We start from the raw sequence: 20,973 nt of genomic DNA, 5'->3' as shown, positions 1-20,973 counted from the left end.
TTTTTATCTCGATGTACAAGATCTAAAGTACCACTTTTATATTTAGGAATTGTTAAGTGTAATTTATTTTTTACCATTCCATTCAGCCATAAACTCATCCAGAAAGTTGAGCATATAGTCATGACGATGTGCTGCTATTTTTTTTGCAGCCTCTGTATTCATCTTATTCTTTAACAATAATAGCTTTTCGTAGAAGTGATTGATTGTAGGAGCTTCCGAATGTTTGTACGCTTCCTTATCCTTATATTCTTGAACAGGAATGTTCGGATTATACATCTCACGGCCTTTATTGCCACCAAAGCTAAACGCACGGGCAATGCCTATTGCACCGATAGCATCCAAACGATCTGCATCTTGCACGATTTCCATCTCTTTTGAATGGAATGACACTTCCCCCAAACTTGCTTTGAAAGACATATTGAAGATGATTTTCTTCACATGGTCAATGATTTCAGGCGAAATTTCTAGACTTGCCAAAAACTCTCCGGCAACACGAGGGCCTATTGTTTCATCACCATCATGGAATTTACTGTCAGCGATGTCATGTAACAGTGCAGCCAATTCGCAGACCATAACATCCGCTTCTTCATCTTCTAAAATTAACTTCGTATTGTTCCATACGCGTTGAATATGCGACCAATCGTGGCCTGCTTCTGCAAATTTCAATCGATCTTGCACAAATGCTACTGTGCGCTCAATAATGTTATTCATACAATACTTTTGTTTTTTCGCGAGTACCCTCGTATAATTCGTATTCTAATAATCTACAATCTAATTTACCATTATAAAATTCTATGCGTCGGAACGCACGTAGCCCGATTTTCTTTGCCAGATCTGGATTTCCGGTAAATATATAGCCTCTATAACCTTTGCACTCCTGTTTCATGAAATCCCCCATACGCTTATAGGTAATCTCTAACTTGCTGTGCGTGCCCAGACGTTCACCGTATTCAGGATTGAATAAAATGACACCACCTTCTTTAGGAACGTGTGTTTCGGCAAAATCGCATACTTCAAACGAAATTAATTGCTCCACACCAGCAGTTCTTGCATTCATCTTTGAGACGTTGATTGCCTCCTCCGAAATATCGCTTGCAATAATTTGTGGAGCCGCTTTTTTATTGATCTGATCTTTGAGTAGTCGGCGCTCCTGGAAGAAAACTGTTTCATCATAACCTATGAAATGCATAAATGAATAGTTCATGCGCAGCAACCCTGGTTTTCTGTTTGTTGCTATCAGTGCCGCCTCAATGGCTAAAGTTCCGGATCCACACATCGGATTTACAAAAGGTGAATTACCATCCCATTTGGAAGCAATAATTGTTGAGGCTGCAAGAGCTTCCAGCATTGGCGCTTTTCCAGGGATCTTACGGTAACCATGTTTTGCCAGTGTCTCGCCTGAGGTATCGAGAAAAATTTCAGCACGGTCATCTTTCCAGTACAAGTGGACAACCGCTTTATTATTGTCCGGACCTGAATTAGGGCGCAGACCTTTTTTTTCCTTTATACGGTCCACAATTGCATCCTTAACCTTTACGTTTGCAAATAAAGGCGTGCTGATTGTCTCATTATCAACATTAGAGCTGACAGAGAAATATCCGTCAAATTGAATAAGTTCTTCCCAGGCAATTTTACTCAATTCTTCATAGAGCTCCGTCGGATTATTGGCTGTAAACTCCTTTAACGAATACAAAATCTGAGAGGCTGTGCGTAGGTTCAGATTAAGCTTGATCGTATCGTTTATACTGACCTTTAATTCTACGCCTGTAGGGAATGCCCTGACAATGTCAAAACCTAACTCTTTAACTTCCTGTTGCAAATAAGGTGATAAGCGCTTATTGCACGTTATAATAACTTTATTGGGGGTGTTGAAAACTTCCATCATATTTTGTACAAAGTTAATTAAACTCTTCCTCAAAAATTGCTTAATTTTACGCTTTAATATTTATTTTTTTGATTATGGAAATTAGAGGAAAAGTACACGAGATAGGAGCGACACAACAAGTGACAGAATCATTCAAAAAACGCGATATGATTGTAGCTTATGCCGAAAACCCACAATTTGTTGAGTATATCCGTTTTGAGGCAACACAAGACAGAACGTCAATTTTTGATAACCTTGCAATTGGTGAAGAGGTAGAAGTATCTTTTAATCTTCGTGGTCGTCCTTGGACTAATAAAGATGGCGTAACAACTTATTTCAATTCATTAGTAGCATGGCGTGTTACAAAATTAGGTAATGCTGCTCCAGCTCCATCTTCTCCAGGTTACGCAGATATGCCTGCCCCTGTAGATTTGGCGGGTTCATCAGATGATGACGATCTACCATTTTAATCTGAATAGGATTGTGTAGCCTATCGCCACGCGGTAGCAAATAGATTATTTAAACTGTTCGCAATACAGTTATTTACGATAGAAAGGCTTCCTCAAGAAGCCTTTTTTCTTTGGAATCCAGTAGGCGTGCCTGATTTTTCTTGGCGCTGAAATTGCTTGCTATATGGTATCGTACATCAAAAACAACAGATATGAAATTAACCGTATTGTTCTCTTGCTTAGCAATGATTTCGCTAAGTGCATGTAATCAAACCTCAAAAGATAGTCAGCATACAACCGCAGATTCTACTGCACATGAGACTGTGGCGGTGGATACTGCCCATACATCGCAGAATTCGTTGGATTGGGCCGGTACCTATGAAGCTACTATTCCCTGTGCTGATTGTGAAGGTATCAAAACAAATATCACCTTAAAAAATGATAATACCTTTGCCATCGTCAGTGAATATATTAATAAAAATACCAAGGTCGAAGATGGTGGTAAAGTCATGTGGCACGACAACGGATCCGTTGTTCACCTCACGGGGAAGGAAACAAATATGAAACTGAAGGTGGGTGAAAACAAGCTGATTGGGCTAGATCAGGAAGGCCATGCGATTGAAGGCCCCAATGCGCATCTTTATGTATACAATAAGGTCGAAGGCGAGAAATTGTAAAACGAATCTCCGATAACGGAATTAGCCACTGATGTATTTACCGTATGGAACTTTTCGTAATAAATAGGTCAGTAGGGCGCTAGCCAACAACGTGAGCACCGTTGCTGCCGGGATTTTCCACAAAGTGGATAAAGGAAGCAAAGGATGAATATAATTGAGCAGCAAAATATGGCAAAGGTAAATGCCAAAGCTGTGGATGTCGATAAATTCCCAGAAGGCGTTGAGTTGTTCTGGGAGTTTAAGGCCTTGCACGAAGACGAATAAAAAGCCTGCACTCAATGCGATGTTGGGGGAAAGATAGTTGTAAAGTGTTGGATCAAATTCACCTCGGGAGCTACTTAGATAATATGTCCCCGATGCTGTAATTAAACAGCAGATCAGAAAAAATGTAAAACTTGACAATTTTACCATTGGGATAGGGTAATTACGTAAGTAATGGCCCAAGACCAAATAGCCTGCATAACCCGAGAAAAAGGTCAGGTCAAAATTAGGTAGGTAACTATTGAACCATTTATTCGTAAAAAATAACGCTGCAAACCACAATCCCAAAAAGATCTCAAGCTCTCTCTTACTGCAGTTGCCCACAATTTTGCGTATGAAAGGAACTGCAAGGTAGAGCCCAAGTATCATATATAGGTACCAAAGGTGCGCATTCGTTCCTGACTTTAAGCGAATTAACACAATGTTGATAACTTGTGGAAAACCGATATAGTCAAAATTGATATAACGGACAAAATAATAGAAAAGATAGACGATGCTCCAAAAAAGAAAAGGCGGGACAATTTTCAATAAACGTTTCCGATAAAATTGTCCCGTACTTTCGTCTTTCTGTAACAGGAGGGCACCTGAAATAACGACAAACAGGGGTACCGCAAAGCGCGAGAAGCTATTGAGCAAATTGGCATAACTCCAGTCGAATGATTCAAATTCATTGCTGTTTAAGTAGCCCGAAGAGGAATGAATCAAGATAACGAGGAATATCGCAACAATACGTAGTATACTGATATAACTTGTTCGCGCCATTTGATTATGCTGTTTTTATTGAGTTTTATTGTCGTAGACTTTCAAATACAGCAAAGTCAGGAGTGCTCCAATGCTCGCCATGCCCACACCAACGAGGGAAGGTGTATTATAAGCTAAACCCCAGGTTATTGGGATTCCACCTAAAAATGCACCTAAGGTATTCCCGAGGTTAAAGGCTGCCTGACCACCTGCTGCGGCCAATGTTGCTGCTTCTTTTGAGGCGCGGATCAACATCAGTTGTGTCGGCGAACCAATAGTGAAGGACACCAGTCCTGTAATAAAGGCTAAAGGATAGGCTGTCCAGCCCAGTGGTGATATAAAGTAAACCATCACAAGGCATATCGCCATAGCGGAGAAACTCGCGATTGCCGCTTTGGTTGGGGAGATTGTATCAGCCAGTTTTCCGCCGATAAGATTTCCGAAAAACATGCCAACACCGATCAGGATCATAATCAAGGGGACACGATCAGCAGCGATGCCCGACACATTGGTCACCAAAGGCGCGATGTAGCTGATCCAGGCGAAAAGTCCACCGGTACCTATGGCAATAATAGCCATTAATAACCAGGCAATTTTTTTGTTGAAGAAGTTTAACTGACTAAAGATATTATTTCCTTTGGCGGCCTCAATTTTTGGCATCCATGCATAAATTGCTGCAAAAGTGATTAATCCCAACATACTGATAATACCATACGTTAAACGCCATGAATAATGATGGCCTAAATAGGTGCCGAGTGGTACTCCAGCCAAATTGGCAATAGTCATTCCGGTAAACATAATGGATATAGCCTGTGCTTCTTTTCCTTTCGGAGCCAGTCTTGCTGCCACGACAGACCCAACACCAAAAAATGCTCCATGCGGAAGTCCGGCCATAAAACGGGAGAGACTAATCAAAAACTGCCCCGGTGCAATACTGAAAAGGCCATTGAAGATAAAAAAGAGCAGCATTAAAAAGAGTAATACCTTCTTCGGAGGATATTTTCCTGTAAATAGCACTAATGTTGGGGCACCTACAACGACACCCAGTGCGTAGAGTGCAATCAGGTGAGCAGCGGTAGGGATTTCGATATGAAGATCTTTGGCAATGTCAGGCAGGATGCCCATCATCGTGAATTCGGTCATTCCGATGGCAAGTCCGCCAAATGCCAAAGCGATAATTCCTTTGTTCATTGTGTTTTAAGGTTGAGGTTGTACGATAATGGTACGAAGATAGTAAATAGATTGTACTAAAAATTATTGATACCTTTTTTGAGGGACACAAGTAATATTTTTAGTCTTTCTTAAGATGATCTGACGTTGATCTAACCTGCTTTCCAGTACTACCGAATCTGCAGCATGATAAACGACTTTAAAGCGGGGGATATACTGACCGGAAAGATAGCAACCTGAAATCTTCTGTTTGCCATTTTCCTTGGTATAGATACCATCGACAATGATGGAGTCTCCGCGCAAAACATAAATACCTTTTGCATGTTCTGTCCAGGAGCCATTTTTGTAACAGCTATCTGGTATGGTTTGTACTTTATTGTTGACGTGCATGGTCGCGTAAACAGAGTCACAGGTAAACTTGAAGTCGGTCAAGGTGTATTGCATCATCTGCTGCTGTCCAGGAATGCTGTCTTGGACCCATTCTCCCTGTAAAAAGGGGGCACCTTCGCTCTGCATATCCGAATTGAATTTGCAGGCTGTAAAAAAGAAAAACATACCTATGGCAAGCGCCAATAGGTATGTTTTTGTTCGTATATTTTTTATTGAAATAAAAGTCACAGCTTATTTTAAACTTCCAACCATATCTTCTGGTTTTACCCAAGCATCGAAATCTTCAGGAGTCACATAACCTAAACGCACTGCTTCTTCTTTAAGCGTAGTGCCATTTTTATGCGCTGTCTGCGCGATTTCTGCCGATTTATAATAACCAATTTTTGTGTTTAGAGCGGTTACCAGCATCAATGAGTTGTCAACCAATTCTTTGATGCGTTTGTAGTTCGGCTCAATACCAGCTGCACAGTGCTCTTCAAATGAAACACAAGCATCACCTAATAGGCGAGCAGACTGCAAGAAGTTTGCCGCCATTAATGGTTTGAACACGTTTAGTTCATAGTGACCTTGCGTTCCACCGATCGTAATAGCCACATCATTACCCATCACTTGTGCCGCAACCATTGTCAATGCTTCACATTGCGTTGGATTAACTTTACCTGGCATAATTGATGATCCTGGTTCGTTCTCCGGGATCAGGATTTCACCGATACCTGAGCGTGGGCCAGAAGCCAACATACGGATATCGTTTGCAATTTTATTTAATGCTACAGCCAATTGCTTTAATGCACCGTGTGTTTCAACTATTGCGTCATGAGCTGCCAATGCCTCAAATTTGTTTTCAGCGGTTACGAAAGGTAGGCCTGTAAATTCGGCGATATATTTAGCAACGACAACGTCATACCCCTTTGGAGTATTTAATCCTGTCCCTACGGCAGTACCTCCCAATGCAAGTTCTGATAAATGCGAAAGTGTATTTCTTAAAGCTTTCAGACCATGGTTCAATTGTGCGACATAACCTGAAATCTCTTGACCTAAAGTCAACGGAGTAGCATCCATTAAGTGTGTACGGCCAATTTTTACGACATTTTTAAACTCTTCAGCTTTTTTAGCTAATGTGTCACGCAATTTTTCTACACCTGGAATTGTAACTTCTGCAACAGCTTTGTAAGCCGCGATATGCATTCCAGTAGGGAAAGTATCGTTAGATGATTGCGATTTGTTTACATCATCATTTGCTTTTAACACGGGCTCGCCTTCACCGATCTTATGTCCAGCCAATACTTGTGCACGGTTTGCGACAACCTCATTTACATTCATATTGGATTGCGTACCTGAACCCGTTTGCCAGATAACCAATGGGAATTGGTCATCCAATTTGCCTGCCAAGATCTCATCACATACAGTAGCGATCGCATCACGTTTCTCTACAGGTAATACTCCCAACTCGTGGTTAGCATAAGCAGCTGCTTTTTTCAAATAAGCAAAGCCTGCGACGATTTCGTGTGGCATCGAAGCTGCCGGTCCGATTTTAAAGTTGTTGCGTGAACGCTCTGTCTGTGCACCCCAGTATTTGTCTGCAGGGACTTGAACTTCACCCATCGTGTCTTTTTCAATTCTGAATGACATAGTATGTAAGTATAAGTAAAACGTAAAAATTATAAGTATATGTGCGAAGCACCTAATACATCAATTACAAAGTTACAGGATAATACAGTAAAGAGCAAGGATTAAAGCATAAGGATTGAGAATAAAACCCAATAAGCAGGTCTTAAAAACCAAGACGTTTTGTTAAGGAATCATTCACATGGTGGAAAACTTGTTTCGGTTTTAATGCCCGCCAAGGTAGCTCATTCAATGCGCCACCGAAATTGATGTAATAATCTATATTCTGTTGCTGGAACTCTTCGATCACATGTTCACGGAAACCGACGCCAGCAATCCAGCCATCATCGATATCCTGAAACCATTCCTCATAGTAAGAGTCGTCTGAAGCATGAAAATTCAGTACATTCTCCCCGATTAAAATAAAATACTTGATGCCTTGACTGATCAATACATCGATAATTTCTCGCTTGAGCAACATAATATCGTTGTAGATCGCATCATTCCATTCACCAATCAGCTCGATAATACAGTATTGTTTTTCATAGTCCACAAATAGTATTTTTAGATATAAGGTAAGCGAACCGAATTCGTCCCATTGTGGGTGCAAAAGAAAATTATAGATCTGTTTGTCAAAATCGAATTCGCTATAGATTGTACCATAAAATGGGGATTGTTCATCTTCAGCGGCAATGTAATAGTCCCGCCAATTATAATAAGGTTCGATTTCGTGCATAAAGTGGAATCTTTTTCAATTCAAACTAAGATAAATTTACGCGCATTTGCAAGTTAAATTATAGACATCATCTTCATCTGTTGAAATTAAATGTTCGGTGCCCTTATCGGCTGTTCTGTTGTTATTTTTGAATTTTTTACAAAGATTTCTAATCGAGCATGATGCTGTTTCCGCCTGAAAACAAGGAAGGGAACTTTTTATTTTTAATGTAAAAATATGGGTTCAGGTGCTCGTTTAACCGAATAAACTTGCTATTTTTGATGAAGTAATTAATTGTTGAATAGTTTGTCTCATCTTCGATAATTCATGAAGATTTCCCATGCAGAAAAGTATTAAACGAAATATTTTTGTAGCCGCTACATATGCTGCAGTATTGCTTCTTGGCTTGCTGTTGGGACAAAATTATGCCGAGGAGCAGGGAAGCAACCAAAAAACAACCTTTTCGAGTCTACGCTCGAATGGCAACTCGGACAAATTACAATATCTCATTCAATTAATTGCTGAGAATTACGTTGATAATGTCAGTATAGATACCGTTCAAGACGAAGCCATTGAACATGTCGTATCCCGTTTAGATCCTTTCTCCACCTTTTTAAGGCCGAATCAAGTGCTTGCAAAGCAGGAAACGCTTGAAGGAACATTTGATGGTATCGGTGTGGAGTATTTCCGCCTGAAAGATACGCTACTTGTTGTTGGAATGGTTGCTGCTGGTCCCGCTGAAAAAGCAGGTATGCGTATCGGCGACCGCATTTTAAAGATCGGGAATAAGGATCTTGTCGGAAGAAAGGTAGCCGAGTCCGAAATTGAAAGGCTGATCCGTGGAAAGAAAGGAACAGCTGTATTGATTGCTATTCAGCGTAATGGAGTGGTAATGGCCAATCCAATAAAAGTCATTCGCGATCAGGTAAATGTTTCCAGCTTAGATGCATCCTATATGATCGCTCCGAAAACAGCTTATGTGAAAATTCGGAGATTTGGGCATAAGACAGCAGACGAATTCAGACAGTCGCTCATAGATTTACGGAAAAGTGGGGCGCAGGATCTTATTTTGGATCTGCGTAACAATGGTGGTGGATTTGTCCATACGGCGATTGATCTGGCGGGGCAATTTTTTAAAGAAAAAAGATTGTTGATGTATACCGAGGGTGCCAATGAACTGCGCCAGGATTTCTATTCGGAGAAAGCTGGTGATTTTGGTGACGGCAGGGTCATTGTGCTAATCAATGAAAGTACGGCATCAGCAAGCGAAATCCTGAGTGGTGCTCTTCAGGATCTGGATCGGGCAACGATTGTCGGCCGCAGGTCCTATGGTAAAGGCTTAGTACAAGAACAATTTGACTTTTCGGATGGCTCTGCAATCAATCTGACTGTGGCTCGCTACTATACCCCTCTTGGAAGATGCATTCAGCGAAAATACACACGCGCCAATTTTGATGCTGCGAAATACATGACAGGCTTCGATCTATGGACGATGGACACTGAATTCAGCCAAAAAGAAATGTTTACCACCAGCAAAGGGAAACTTGTTTTTGGTGGTGGTGGTATTCTTCCGGATGTTACTATTCCGATTGACACCAACGAAACCAGTGCCAAATACCGCGAGATATTTCATTCCAATGCGATCGAAGAATTTGTTTATGATCGCTTCACGAAACATTTGCCCGCATATTCTATAGAGAATTTTATTAGCGGTTACCACTTACCGACAACAGAGTTTGATTTATTTATTTCATATCTCAACAGTCAGAAGCGGATTTCAGTCACCGCCAAAGAAGCAAAAAACTTACATGATTTGATTCAATCCGATATCGAAGCCTTGGTCGGTCGCTATTATTTTGGTCGTGAGGCCTATTATAAAATCAAAAATCGAAGGGATAAATTTATTGAAATAGGACTTAAAACATTGGGTTATCAGATGCCTAAGGTTTAAGCCTAAGATCAGACCATACGGGGTAATGATCCGATAATTTCTGTTTGACAATTTGATAGTTCATTACCTGAAATTTCTGGCTAGCAAAAATATAGTCGATCTGAAAGATCGGTAGGAGGGCATGATGGGTCACTCCCCAGCCGTTACCTTTCTCCTTAAACGCATTGTACAAACCATCTCCAATTAAATTGACCGAGTAGCTCATTGGCGTATCGTTGAAATCACCTACGGCAATATAAGGATATTGACATTCATTCATGTGCTTCTTTAACGAATGCGCCTGTTCGCTGCGTAGCTCGAAGGCATTCTTAAGTTTGCGGCTCAATTTACGGGTCCTCGAATTATCGGATTCATTATTATTGGACAGGTTTTGGATAAATTCCTTGTCTTCATTTTGCAGCGCAAAAGAACGTAGATGTATATTGTAGATGCGGATCAGGGTATCCTGCTTTTTGATATCAACATAACTAATCCGGTTGATTCCGTAATCGTTGTCTCTGATGGTTCCTGAATCATAGATCGGGAAACGCGAAAGAACAGCCATTCCATACGCCTCATAATCGTTTTTAGAGCTCGGTTCAAAGAAAAAATAGTCATATCCCAATTTATCTTTGAATTCCTCAGAGAAAACATGTTTTCCCTTAATCTTGCTAATATATTCCTGAAAGCAGATCACATCAGGAGAGATGCTGTCAATAATGCGGACAACGTCGGCTTTAAAGTTCTTTTTCTCATCGTTTACCTTCTTGAACAGGTGAGCATTGAAAGTCATGATGCGAAGCGTACGTACCTCCGATGATATAGGGGCATTCTCTTTGCGAATATTCCAATGCTTAGTTAAAAAAGGCCACCCAATGAGGATCGTTATGAGCGAATAAAGCGCAATTTTTCGTTTGCGGAGTAGCCAATAAAAGATAAATCCAATATTGATAAGGAGGATCGGAAGGTAGCCTAAGCCCATAAATGCAATCGGCCAAAAGGATTTGGGATTAATGAAGGTCGCCGAATAACTCATAAGTAATGCAACGATCGCAAGCATATTTGCCAGGAACATTGTTTTACTGATAAAGCCCAGTTTTCTCCTTAAAAATGTCCTTCTATCCATCAACCTTGTCACCACTATTGCTTGCCCTAAAGAGCGTTTCTTTTTCATGGTTCGTTAGACTGTCGTAGCCAGAAATAGAAATTTTATCTAAGATAGCATCGATTTCATCCTGATTGGGTAAGTCATAACGATGTTTCCGATTTGCCGGTATATTGTTACCCACAACAACTTTCATTTTTGCAGGCTTCTGTTGTTTTTTCTGAAAAATTGTAGACCAATCCATCCCCGATTTTAGCGCATAAGTGAAGCCCATTCCAAAAAGGACAACAGCAAAATACGAAATGGCAGCAGGTCGATTCGTCATCGTAAGGGCAAGAAATTCTAATCCAAAATAGACAATGGCCACTAATTTTAGCTTGATGTTACCCAGAAGCAGAAGCCGTAGCTCATACTTGGGGACCAAAGTCACAATCGCGGCTAATACCGCTGCCAAGGGGAGAGAACCTCCCATAAGCTGTAAGTTACTTGGCATGGGAATAAGTGACCCAAAGCCCATATAGAGCACGCTGCCGAGCAGCCATGAGGCGATATAGACAAACAGAAATTGCCGGGTGTTTAAGAAGGTAAAAAAGATCTGACCGACCCAATAAAGCCAGAGACTATCAAAAAGTATGGTCCAAAGTTTGACGTAAACGAAATTCGATGTAACCAATGACCAGGGTTGTGCAATGAAACTTGAGAAATTACTCGGTAAACTTAATAGACGCACCGTAGGTTCCAAGAAGCTTTGTGGTACAATTTTTAATTCGAAGAGTAGGTCTAAAAAATAAATGAGGACAAATAAACAGACCTGGATACTGATCACCAGAGGTACGGGCGAGCCAGTTTTATAGGTTTGTCTCCAAAAATCTTTTAAACCGATGTTATTCATTGCGCACGATATTAATAAATTCCTTTTCTAATCTTCCACAGTTTAAGCAGTAGATAGCCAAATAGTGCACCACCGACGTGAGCCAGGTGAGCCACAGAATCTCCTGGTCTAGATAAGCTCATGTATATTTCGATGAGGATAAATCCACCGATCATATACTTCGCTTTGACTGGTACAGGAATAAACAAAAATTGAAGCGGTATGTTTGGAAAAAGGTAGGCAAATGCCAATAGTACACCATAAATAGCTCCCGAAGCACCCAACATTGGAATAAGGTAGGTTAATGCTTCGTTGTTCCCGGTATTGGCCATGGAAATAAGTTCGTTCCCGCTCATGCCATGTAGCGGAGCGAAAGAACCCGTCGCATTATAGAGTTGTATGCCATTCACAGCCGTATAAAGAAACCAAGCACCGATTCCTGAAACCAGGTAGAAATTTAAAAAACGTTTTGACCCAAGCACCTGCTCAATCATAGGACCGAACATGACCAGGGAAAACATATTGAAGAAGATATGGGTAATGTTGTTTTTGTCATGCATAAACATGTGCGTGATCACTTGCCAGATTTTAAAGTAAGGCGAGTCGGGGTAATAGACCGCAAGATAATCATATGCTACAGGTACAAGTTGAGATCCAATATAAAATATAATATTGATGATCAATAAATTCTTGATAACAGGTGTCAGTTGTGGAAACATATATTTTATCTTCTAATTTTTACCAAATTTTTCCGCTAATTCTTGCAATGTAAATGTTACAATTACAGGATTTCCATAGATGGAGATATTGGGTGAGTGACAAGCAAAAAGTCTGTCCACAAGCTCTGCCATTGCTGTATTGTCCAATGCGGTGCCAGGTTTAATGGCTGCATTACGGGCAAGGCTTTTTGCGAGATTTTCGCGCTTAGCGAGCTTATACTCAGATTGATTGTTTTTGTAATCCTCCAATATTTTCTCAATCATCTTAATTTCGTCGAATCCTGTCCCTAAATCTGCAGGAATTCCGTCAATAATATAGGAATTTTTTCCAAATTCACGAATTTGAAAGCCTAAGCCGTTGATGTCCTCCAGGAGGTCCTTCATTAACTCATTATCCGCAGCATTCAGATCCAAAGTCTGGGGAAACAAACTTTGCTGACTTAGACCTTTATGTTGGTCCAGCTGTGAGAGAAATTGCTCAAAGAGAATGCGTTCATGTGCCGCTTGCTGATCGATCAGGATAAATCCGGAGTGAATCTGCGAAACAATATATTTATTATGTAACTGGAAAAAGAGCTTCGAGGATGATTTATCTTCAACCTGGATGATCTGCGGGTCATCGGTACGTAATTCCGGCTCGCCATGCAATGGTAACTGAACAGATTCCTCCTTTTCGACGATTTGATACAAAGAATCCCAATTGCTGGGTATGCCACCTGTTTTCTTGTTAAGTCCTTCAGCGTAGCTTTCTGAACGGCTGTAGCTCGAATTGGATTTCGATTTGTCTGTATCAAAGGGGTTGAAGTCCGGATTAAAGGTAACTGTTGGAACGATAATTTCATCCAGTGCCTTTTTTGTAATGAGATTGGTGAAGCTAGTCTCCTGTTCAAAATCCAAGGATGGCATGATGTTGTACCGTCCCAATGATCTTTTTACGGCTGAACGGATAATTGCATAAATGGCTTTATCGTCCTCATACTTAATTTCAGTCTTGGTCGGATGCACGTTGATATCAATGCGTGCAGGATCTATGTCGATAAATAAGACATAGAAAGGAAATGTTTCTGCCTGCAGAATATCTTCATAGGCGTTCATGACAGCGTGGTGCAGGTATGGATCACGCACAAAGCGTTTGTTGACAAAGAAAAACTGTTCACCACGAGTTTTTTTCGCAAACTCAGGTTTCCCCACAAAGCCCTCTACCTTGATGATGGATGTATCTTCTTCCACAGGGACAAGACGCTGATTGTAATTGTTTCCGAAAATATGGACAATACGTTGTTTTAGTGTCTCTGCCGGCAAATGGTAGATTTCATTTCCGTCGCTATGTAAGGTTAGGAAAATCTGTGGGTTCGATAAAGCAATACGTTGAAATTCATCAATGATATGACGCATTTCTACCGAGTTGCTCTTTAGAAAGTTTCTCCGTGCAGGAATATTGTAAAAAAGATTTTTAACTAAAATATTTGTCCCGGCAGCAACAGCTTCGGGGTATTGGTTGACAACTTTTGATCCCTCTATTTCAACGACTGTACCTAGCTCATCTTCAATACGGCGTGTTTTGAGTTCGACCTGTGCAATTGCGGCAATGGATGCCATCGCCTCACCACGGAAACCCATCGTACGAATAGCAAATAAGTCTTCAGCCTTACGGATTTTTGATGTTGCGTGGCGCTCAAAACAAAGGCGAGCATCAGTTACGCTCATACCACAACCATTGTCAATGACTTGAATCAACGACTTGCCTGCATCTTTAACAATAAGTTTTATTTTGTCAGCTCCAGCATCAATAGCATTCTCAATCAATTCTTTAATTGCAGACGCTGGTCGCTGCACCACTTCTCCCGCCGCAATCTGATTAGCAACATTATCTGGAAGTAATTGAATAATATCCGACATATAATACAAAGTTAAGAAATATCCATGTTTGCAGCGTATAAACACTGACGAAAATCAATCGGACATTCCACATGTTCTTTAAAAACAAAAGCGTGTAATGCGTTCATTTATACAAATGAAAATGGAGTAGCAACGACCAACTGTTTAAAGCCGCAAAGAACCTATAAACGTATTTATTCATGAAATATGCCGCCATCCAGTGGACGTCAAAGTCAGTGTGCGTTGTCTAACACCTGTGTAAAACACAGCTGATATCGAGCTGGAAAAATATTCCCTTCGCAATAACCGAGCCACCCTACGAACAGAAACCGCATAATTCGCAGCTGCTGTTTTGTTGATATTACATTTCCAGTTTTAAGAAACGTGCCGTTTCGCTTTTGTTATTTTTAATTAAGTTTTCAGGCGTTCCTTCAAATAGAACCTGACCGCCCTCTTTTCCACCTTCGGGACCGATATCAATGACCCAATCTGCCGATTTAACAACATCAAGATTGTGCTCGATGATCAAAACGGTATTCCCGCGTCCGACCAAGCGATTGATAACGCCCATAAGGACATTGACATCTTCAAAGTGTAGTCCTGTAGTCGGTTCGTCAAGGATATAAAATGTATTTCCAGTATCTTTTTTAGAAAGTTCCGTAGCTAATTTTACCCGTTGAGCCTCACCTCCCGATAAGGTTGTGGAGGATTGACCTAAGGTGATGTATCCCAAACCTACATCCTGCAGTGTTTTGATCTTTCGATAGATACTCGGGACGTTCTCAAAGAAATCCACAGCATCGTTGATACTCATATCAAGTACATCGGAGATGGATTTTCCTTTATACCGTACTTCTAAAGTTTCTCGGTTATAGCGTTTTCCGTGGCATGTTTCACAAGGAACCTGTACATCGGGAAGGAAATTCATCTCAATGACTTTCAATCCGGCCCCTTGACAGGTTTCACAACGGCCGCCTTTGACATTGAAGGAAAAGCGTCCTGGTTTATAGCCCCTGATCTTAGCTTCTGGCAATTGAACAAACAAGGTTCTGATATCCGAAAATACGCCTGTATAGGTGGACGGATTGGATCGTGGTGTACGGCCGATAGGACTTTGGTCGATCTCGATGACTTTATCAATATGTTCTAATCCTTCAATTTTTTTGAAAGGAAGCGGAGTAGCTTTGGCTCTGAAAAAATGTTTATTCAGAATCGGATATAATGTTCCCGTGATTAAGCTGGATTTGCCCGAACCCGAAACCCCCGAAACAACAATGAGTTTTCCTAATGGAAAAGAGACAGACAGATTTTTTAAGTTATGTCCTGTTGCGCCATGTAATGACAATGTTTTTCCATTGCCCTCACGACGTTTCTCCGGAATCTTAACCTCTTTTGTCCCGTTGAGGTATGCCGCTGTCAGAGAGTCTGATTTTAGGATTTCTGCTGGGGTACCTTCGGCAACTACTGTACCGCCGTGAACCCCTGCTGCAGGACCCATGTCAATAACATGGTCCGCATGTAGGATCATGTCTTTATCATGTTCGACAACAAGGACCGAATTGCCAATATCGCGTAGGTTTTTGAGGGCATTGATCAACCGTTCATTGTCTCGCTGATGAAGTCCGATACTCGGCTCATCCAGAATATAAAGTACATTCACCAGTTGGGAACCAATCTGTGTTGCCAGACGGATCCGTTGTGCCTCCCCTCCGGAAAGTGTTTTAGCAGTACGATCCAAGGTGAGGTAATTTAAGCCTACGTCCAGCAAGAAGCCTAAGCGTGCGCGGATTTCCTTTAAAATCTCTGTTGCAATAATAAGCTGGCGTTCATCAAGTTTGCTTTCTACCTGATCAAACCACTCCTTGATCGATGTAATATCCATCGTGGAGAGCTCATGGATGTTTTTATCCGCTATTTTAAAATGTAAAGACTCTTTTTTCAAACGCGCTCCCGCACAGGTTGGGCAGGTGACTTTCGTCCTGAAATCATCTAAAGAAGGGGCTTCATCCGAAGATTTTCCGGAAAACTCTTCCAGCATCTTAAAGATTCCTTCAAATTCAACACGATATTCTCGTGTGCCATAACTGCCATAAGATACTGTTACAACGATAGGCTCTTCCTTATTGCCAAATAAAAGCTGGTCTATCTGTTCTTCATTGAGCTTTTCAAGCGGCGTTGAAATGGTAAAATCTAATTTTTTTGCGACAGCCTTCAAGACTTCTGAAGTCCAGTTCTCCCGGGTAGGTCCCAAAGGGGCTAAACCCCCTTTTTGAATACTGAGTTTTTTGTCTGGAATAACCGCATTTTTATCAATTTCAAAAATATAGCCTAATCCATCACATGTCGGACAGGCACCATAAGGCGAGTTGAATGAGAAAGTGTTGGGCTGCGGTTCATCATAAGAGATACCCGATTCAGCATCCATGAGATAACGGCTGTAGAATTGCTCCTGATTATCCTTGGTGGAGACCTTGATAATACCTTTGGCAGTTTTCATCGCCTGCATAACCGAAGTCTGTAGGCGCTTTTTATCTTCACGCTCTACTTTCAAACGATCCACGACGATCTCAATATCGTGAATTTTATAGCGGTCTACTTGCATTTTAGGAACAAGGTCCAAGATCTCTCCATCCACGCGCACCTTCACATAACCTTGTTTACGGATTTGCTCAAACAATTCCCGGTAGTGACCTTTACGGCCTTTAACCACTGGAGCCAAGATATTTAAAGCCTGCCCTTCAAATTCAGTCAAAATACGTTCGATAACCTGATCGTCCGACATACGCTCCATTTTCTTACCGGTCACATAGGAGAAAGCTTCCCCCGCTCGGGCAAATAGTAGACGCATAAAATCATACACCTCGGTAATGGTTCCAACAGTGGATCTGGGGTTTTTGCTGGTGGTTTTCTGCTCAATGGAGATCACTGGACTTAAGCCCGAGATCTTGTCCACATCCGGACGTTCCATGCCGCCCAAAAATTGACGGCTGTAGGCACTGAATGTCTCCATATACCGACGTTGTCCTTCAGCATAAATGGTGTCAAAAGCCAAAGAAGACTTTCCGCTGCCACTTAAACCTGTAATAACAACCAATTCATTTCTCGGAAAAGAAACATCTATATTTTTTAGATTATGCGCACGCGCTCCAAATACCTGAACTTCACTTTGTTCGCCCAAATCTGGGCTTCTTTTTACTGCCATGAAAACTCCTTAAAGTCCCTGTTGAGGGATAAAATGCAAAACATGCAAAATTACAGATTTTAAAGGAATTATGCGAGCCAATCTGACTTTTGGAATAAAATGTGATATACAAGTGATTTAAAAAAATAATGTACCTTGCACAGTAAATCTAAATTTATGCGAAAATACGACGTCAGCAAACAAGAGAAACAATCGATCGACGATATTGTCCAATTTTGGAAGAAAGAAAACCTGTTGGATGAACAAAAAGCGAACGAGCTGATGGATAGTTTGGACGTAAAAAGTTTTGACTGGGGACAACTGGCGAGATATGCTTTTTGGATTGCCTTGGCTTCTTTGGTCTTTGCTGTTTTTTCGTTGTTTACAGATGCATCATTCTTGGCCTTTGTCGATACACTTTACGAAGCGCCTAATATCCTATTTTGCTTCTTTTTTGCTGCTGTGGCCGTATTATTCTATACGCTGGGTTTTCGGTATAAGAAACGATATCCTTATAAAAATCTATCCACTGAAACGATGATGCTGATTGGGGTTTTTGGAACAGCAGCCTGCATCGGATTTATGGGTAAAGTATTGGATAAAGATACGATGCATTATTCCTTGTTATTTTTACTCTCTGTTGCAATTTATGGCTTTCTTGCTGTTAAGCTTGACAGTAAACTGATTTGGACCTTTATGCTTTTGGCTTTGGGGGTATGGTTTGCGACCGAGACGGCCTACCATAGCAATTGGGGCTTTAAGTTTTGGGGAATGAATTACCCACTTCGTTTTACCATCTTCGGAGCGCTGCTCACCGCTTTGGCCGTTTGGGTTCAACCGCGGTTCGAACGCCTGCAAATCTTTCAGCCTATCAGTTATATTGTAGGGTTGATCTACCTGATGGTCTCCTTGTGGACCCTATCTATTTTTGGGAATTATGCTGATTTCTATGAATGGACGACAGTACGTCAATACCATATGTTCTATTGGGGTATTTTATCCACTGCCGTGTCGGCATTCTTGGTTGTCTACGGCTTAAAGGCTAAAGATAATGTAAGCAGGGAAGTGGGATTTGTATTTTTAGTACTTAATATCTATACCCGATATGTGGAGTATCTCTGGGATAATATCAATAGAGCCGTATTCTTTTTAATTTTAGCGGTGTCCTTTTGGTTTGTCGGTCGTTGGGCAGAGAAATTATGGAACAAGCGGAAAGAAGAGATTGCCGGATAATCCTTAAAATTGAATCGTAAATCCGACTGCTCTATGTGAACTGATACTAAGCTTGGGATCCAGGCTTAAGTATTTTCGGATTCGGGTAATAAAGACATCCATACTCCTTCCGGTAAAGAAATCTGCGTTTCCCCAGACCTTTTCAAGAATTTCTTCGCGTGTGACAAGTTGACCATTGTGTTGCGACAGAAATAGGAGAAGTTGCGATTCACGTTCAGTAAGCTTATATTGTTTCGAAGCATGGCTTAATAATAACTGTTCGGGATAGAAAATATACGTACCTATGGCAATCGATTTTGGGGTACTATTTTTCTGATTTCGCTTTAATATATTCTGTATGCGAAGTAACAGTTCTTCAGGATCACAAGGTTTGGTGATATAATCATCGGCACCGATTTTTAGTCCCGTGAGCTTATCTATTTTTTGCTCCTTGGCTGTTAAAAAGATAAATGGCAACGTGGGGTATAGGGCGTTGATTTCTTTGGCAAGGCTAAAACCACTAATTTGAGGCAGCATAACATCCAGTATAACCAGATCATAATCGGCTAGCTGCTGGAAATTTTCCGTAAGATCATTGGGCTGCGCTATCCAGTCTATGTTAAATGTGGATAGCTCAAGGTATTGCTTGAGCATAAAACCAAAATCTGGGTCATCTTCCACGAGTAGTATTTTGTTCATATGCTATTTTCAGTCGTTAATGTATTGATTGTCTATTCCCTATTTTTTTTTCGCTGATCATCCCTGCTGCTGATTATGATGTCTGTGATTGAATAGCAACGAGGGGCAGCTGAATTTTAAACGTAGTGCCTACATCGGGCTTGCTGGTTACGGTAAGCTGTCCGTGATAACGATCCACGATTGTCTTAACAAGAAAAAGACCGATTCCCAAACCTTTGCTGTCGTGAATATTGTCTTTCTGGATGCGGTAAAACTTGTCGAAAATATAAGGTAACTCGGACTCCGCCATGCCGTAACCATTATCCTGTATATAAATCGAGAGTTTACCTTTCTGATCCTCAAAAGAGATATTAATCCAAGTTGCACCATATTTTACGGCATTGTTCATCAGGTTTTGAAATAGTGTTGTCGCATCATTTAGGCTCAGGCATAATTTACCGTCAGGCAAGGAGCTTAATTGGAATGCGATAGCCGGATTGGTCAATTGAAAGTCTTCGAAAATAGCGTGTAGTTCTCTGTTGGTAATAGGGCGCTGATCCCTTGTCTGAAGATTCTCGCTCAGTGGGTTGAGGGTTTGTTCGAGACGGTTTGCCTGACGTTCAATGACCGTTATGATATTGTCGTCTGTTGATTTCCGTAGTGTTTTAGCTGCAATCTTCAAGGTTGCGATTGGCGTTTTGAGCTCATGAGAAATATTGTCAACGACATCGTGTAGCACGCTGATCTGTTTCTGCTGTTTTCTGAGATTCTGAATGGTTCTATAAAAAAGCCAAAGGAAGGCGACAAGAATAAAAAGGGTGCTCAACAGAAGCGAAGTAAGTTCTTTGAATAATATCCAGTTGAGATTCGTCACCTCAAACGATGTCTTCCTATGTACAAGAAAGGTATATAAGACTTCTTTGCTCTGGATGCTGTTTTCGATTTTCTGTGTTTCTGTTTTTTCTGTTATCCACTCGCTTGAGGAAAGTTCAACGGGCTGCCGAAAAGCTCCAGACGTTGTGTAGATGGTAATGGGACCCGCTGCGATCTGTTTTTCTAAGCTCTTGAAATAGATGCCCAAAATTTCTTTTTTCAGGATGACATCCATTCCAAGTGGCTGAAATAGACTGTCGACATATTGCGTTAGCCTCTGGGATGTTTTATGTGCATTTGCACTGTAAAGTCCTTTCAGTTTTTCAGCCGTAATCTCATTTTTAACCAATTTGATATAATAGTCTCTGGCAATGTCCTTACTCATTAAATCATCATCAAAAAGCTTGTCATTGTCATGAAGCTTGCCAAGCTTACTCTTCACAGTGGCAAAAATATCACGCTGTTTGAGCTGATAGGTATTATACAATTGATACCCCTGTATGCCGATAAGTACAGCAAAAAACAGCGTAAAGAGGACGATATAACTTTTGGGCTTCAATTCCATACACAAATATAACTGCTGACGGCTAAGATAATATACCTTAACGCAGCATTAACCCTTTGTTAACTATCATTTGCTTCAACTATAGGCAC

18 protein-coding genes are annotated in these 20,973 nt (G+C 41.0%); 4 read left to right on the top strand and 14 right to left on the bottom strand.

What is annotated here, in order from left to right; translation table 11 throughout:
* Window positions 1-63: 63 nt before the first annotated feature.
* Together B3600_RS08710 and B3600_RS08705 are read right to left on the bottom strand one after the other, a co-directional pair.
* Entirely contained in the window at window positions 64-711 is a 648-nt protein-coding gene (locus B3600_RS08710; protein ID WP_046673674.1) for an HD domain-containing protein, read from the bottom strand.
* Window positions 704-1,882 carry a THUMP domain-containing class I SAM-dependent RNA methyltransferase gene (locus B3600_RS08705; protein WP_286752848.1) on the bottom strand — a complete coding sequence of 393 codons (1,179 nt, stop codon included), beginning with the start codon at window positions 1,880-1,882 and terminating at the stop codon, window positions 704-706. The genes B3600_RS08710 and B3600_RS08705 overlap by 8 nt, the downstream gene beginning before the upstream one ends.
* A gap of 77 nt (window positions 1,883-1,959) precedes the next feature.
* Between B3600_RS08705 and B3600_RS08700 the strand changes: the two genes are divergently transcribed.
* Complete coding sequence (locus B3600_RS08700) at window positions 1,960-2,334, top strand: DUF3127 domain-containing protein (RefSeq protein WP_070570272.1); 375 nt, start codon at window positions 1,960-1,962, stop codon at window positions 2,332-2,334.
* A gap of 191 nt (window positions 2,335-2,525) precedes the next feature.
* A complete protein-coding gene (locus tag B3600_RS08695) occupies window positions 2,526-2,990 on the top strand; it encodes a copper resistance protein NlpE (protein WP_286752710.1) in 465 nt (154 codons plus the stop codon).
* A 21-nt stretch (window positions 2,991-3,011) separates the two neighbouring features.
* On the opposite strand, the gene B3600_RS08690 is transcribed toward B3600_RS08695, so the two are convergent.
* The 5 genes from B3600_RS08690 to B3600_RS08670 all read right to left on the bottom strand — a co-directional run bounded on the left by B3600_RS08690 (window position 3,012) and on the right by B3600_RS08670 (window position 7,893).
* Window positions 3,012-4,013, bottom strand: a complete 1,002-nt coding sequence (locus B3600_RS08690; RefSeq protein WP_286752709.1) for an acyltransferase — start codon at window positions 4,011-4,013, stop codon at window positions 3,012-3,014.
* 15 nt (window positions 4,014-4,028) lie between these two features.
* Complete coding sequence (locus tag B3600_RS08685) at window positions 4,029-5,183, bottom strand: MFS transporter (protein WP_286752708.1); 1,155 nt, start codon at window positions 5,181-5,183, stop codon at window positions 4,029-4,031.
* A 63-nt stretch (window positions 5,184-5,246) separates the two neighbouring features.
* Window positions 5,247-5,735: a fumarate hydratase gene (locus B3600_RS08680; protein WP_231585252.1), complete on the bottom strand. Its 489-nt coding sequence runs from the start codon at window positions 5,733-5,735 to the stop codon at window positions 5,247-5,249.
* 48 nt (window positions 5,736-5,783) lie between these two features.
* On the bottom strand, window positions 5,784-7,181 hold the full coding sequence (fumC, locus tag B3600_RS08675) for a class II fumarate hydratase (protein WP_070570264.1): 1,398 nt from the start codon (window positions 7,179-7,181) through the stop codon (window positions 5,784-5,786).
* A gap of 142 nt (window positions 7,182-7,323) precedes the next feature.
* The gene (locus tag B3600_RS08670) at window positions 7,324-7,893 is read right to left on the bottom strand and encodes a hypothetical protein (protein ID WP_046673680.1); all 570 of its coding nucleotides are present in this window, start codon (window positions 7,891-7,893) and stop codon (window positions 7,324-7,326) included.
* Between the two features lie 319 nt (window positions 7,894-8,212).
* Here B3600_RS08670 and B3600_RS08665 point away from each other — a divergent pair, with 319 nt between their 5' ends.
* Window positions 8,213-9,823 carry a S41 family peptidase gene (locus B3600_RS08665; protein ID WP_286752707.1) on the top strand — a complete coding sequence of 537 codons (1,611 nt, stop codon included), beginning with the start codon at window positions 8,213-8,215 and terminating at the stop codon, window positions 9,821-9,823.
* Here B3600_RS08665 and B3600_RS08660 read toward each other — a convergent pair.
* The 5 genes from B3600_RS08660 to uvrA all read right to left on the bottom strand — a co-directional run bounded on the left by B3600_RS08660 (window position 9,813) and on the right by uvrA (window position 17,577).
* A complete protein-coding gene (locus tag B3600_RS08660) occupies window positions 9,813-10,976 on the bottom strand; it encodes an endonuclease/exonuclease/phosphatase family protein (protein ID WP_286752706.1) in 1,164 nt (387 codons plus the stop codon). The genes B3600_RS08665 and B3600_RS08660 overlap by 11 nt on opposite strands.
* Entirely contained in the window at window positions 10,921-11,799 is an 879-nt protein-coding gene (locus B3600_RS08655; RefSeq protein ID WP_286752705.1) for a rhomboid family intramembrane serine protease, read from the bottom strand. Before B3600_RS08655 ends, B3600_RS08660 begins: the two co-directional genes overlap by 56 nt.
* Window positions 11,800-11,810: 11 nt before the next feature.
* Window positions 11,811-12,497: a rhomboid family intramembrane serine protease gene (locus B3600_RS08650; RefSeq protein WP_112375007.1), complete on the bottom strand. Its 687-nt coding sequence runs from the start codon at window positions 12,495-12,497 to the stop codon at window positions 11,811-11,813.
* 12 nt (window positions 12,498-12,509) lie between these two features.
* Window positions 12,510-14,396: a DNA mismatch repair endonuclease MutL gene (gene mutL / locus B3600_RS08645; RefSeq protein WP_286752704.1), complete on the bottom strand. Its 1,887-nt coding sequence runs from the start codon at window positions 14,394-14,396 to the stop codon at window positions 12,510-12,512.
* A gap of 340 nt (window positions 14,397-14,736) precedes the next feature.
* A complete protein-coding gene (uvrA, locus tag B3600_RS08640) occupies window positions 14,737-17,577 on the bottom strand; it encodes an excinuclease ABC subunit UvrA (RefSeq protein ID WP_046673686.1) in 2,841 nt (946 codons plus the stop codon).
* A gap of 156 nt (window positions 17,578-17,733) precedes the next feature.
* Between uvrA and B3600_RS08635 the strand changes: the two genes are divergently transcribed.
* Window positions 17,734-18,789, top strand: coding sequence for a hypothetical protein (locus tag B3600_RS08635; protein WP_046673687.1), 1,056 nt, complete (start codon window positions 17,734-17,736; stop codon window positions 18,787-18,789).
* 3 nt (window positions 18,790-18,792) lie between these two features.
* On the opposite strand, the gene B3600_RS08630 is transcribed toward B3600_RS08635, so the two are convergent.
* Window positions 18,793-19,467, bottom strand: coding sequence for a response regulator transcription factor (locus B3600_RS08630; RefSeq protein WP_046673688.1), 675 nt, complete (start codon window positions 19,465-19,467; stop codon window positions 18,793-18,795).
* A gap of 73 nt (window positions 19,468-19,540) precedes the next feature.
* Window positions 19,541-20,884 carry a sensor histidine kinase gene (locus B3600_RS08625; protein ID WP_286752703.1) on the bottom strand — a complete coding sequence of 448 codons (1,344 nt, stop codon included), beginning with the start codon at window positions 20,882-20,884 and terminating at the stop codon, window positions 19,541-19,543.
* Window positions 20,885-20,973: the final 89 nt, after the last annotated feature.

The organism is Sphingobacterium sp. UBA2480 (genome assembly GCF_002341965.1).
Lineage (GTDB): Bacteria > Bacteroidota > Bacteroidia > Sphingobacteriales > Sphingobacteriaceae > Sphingobacterium > Sphingobacterium multivorum.
This window is presented reverse-complemented; position numbering and strand designations above follow the sequence as displayed.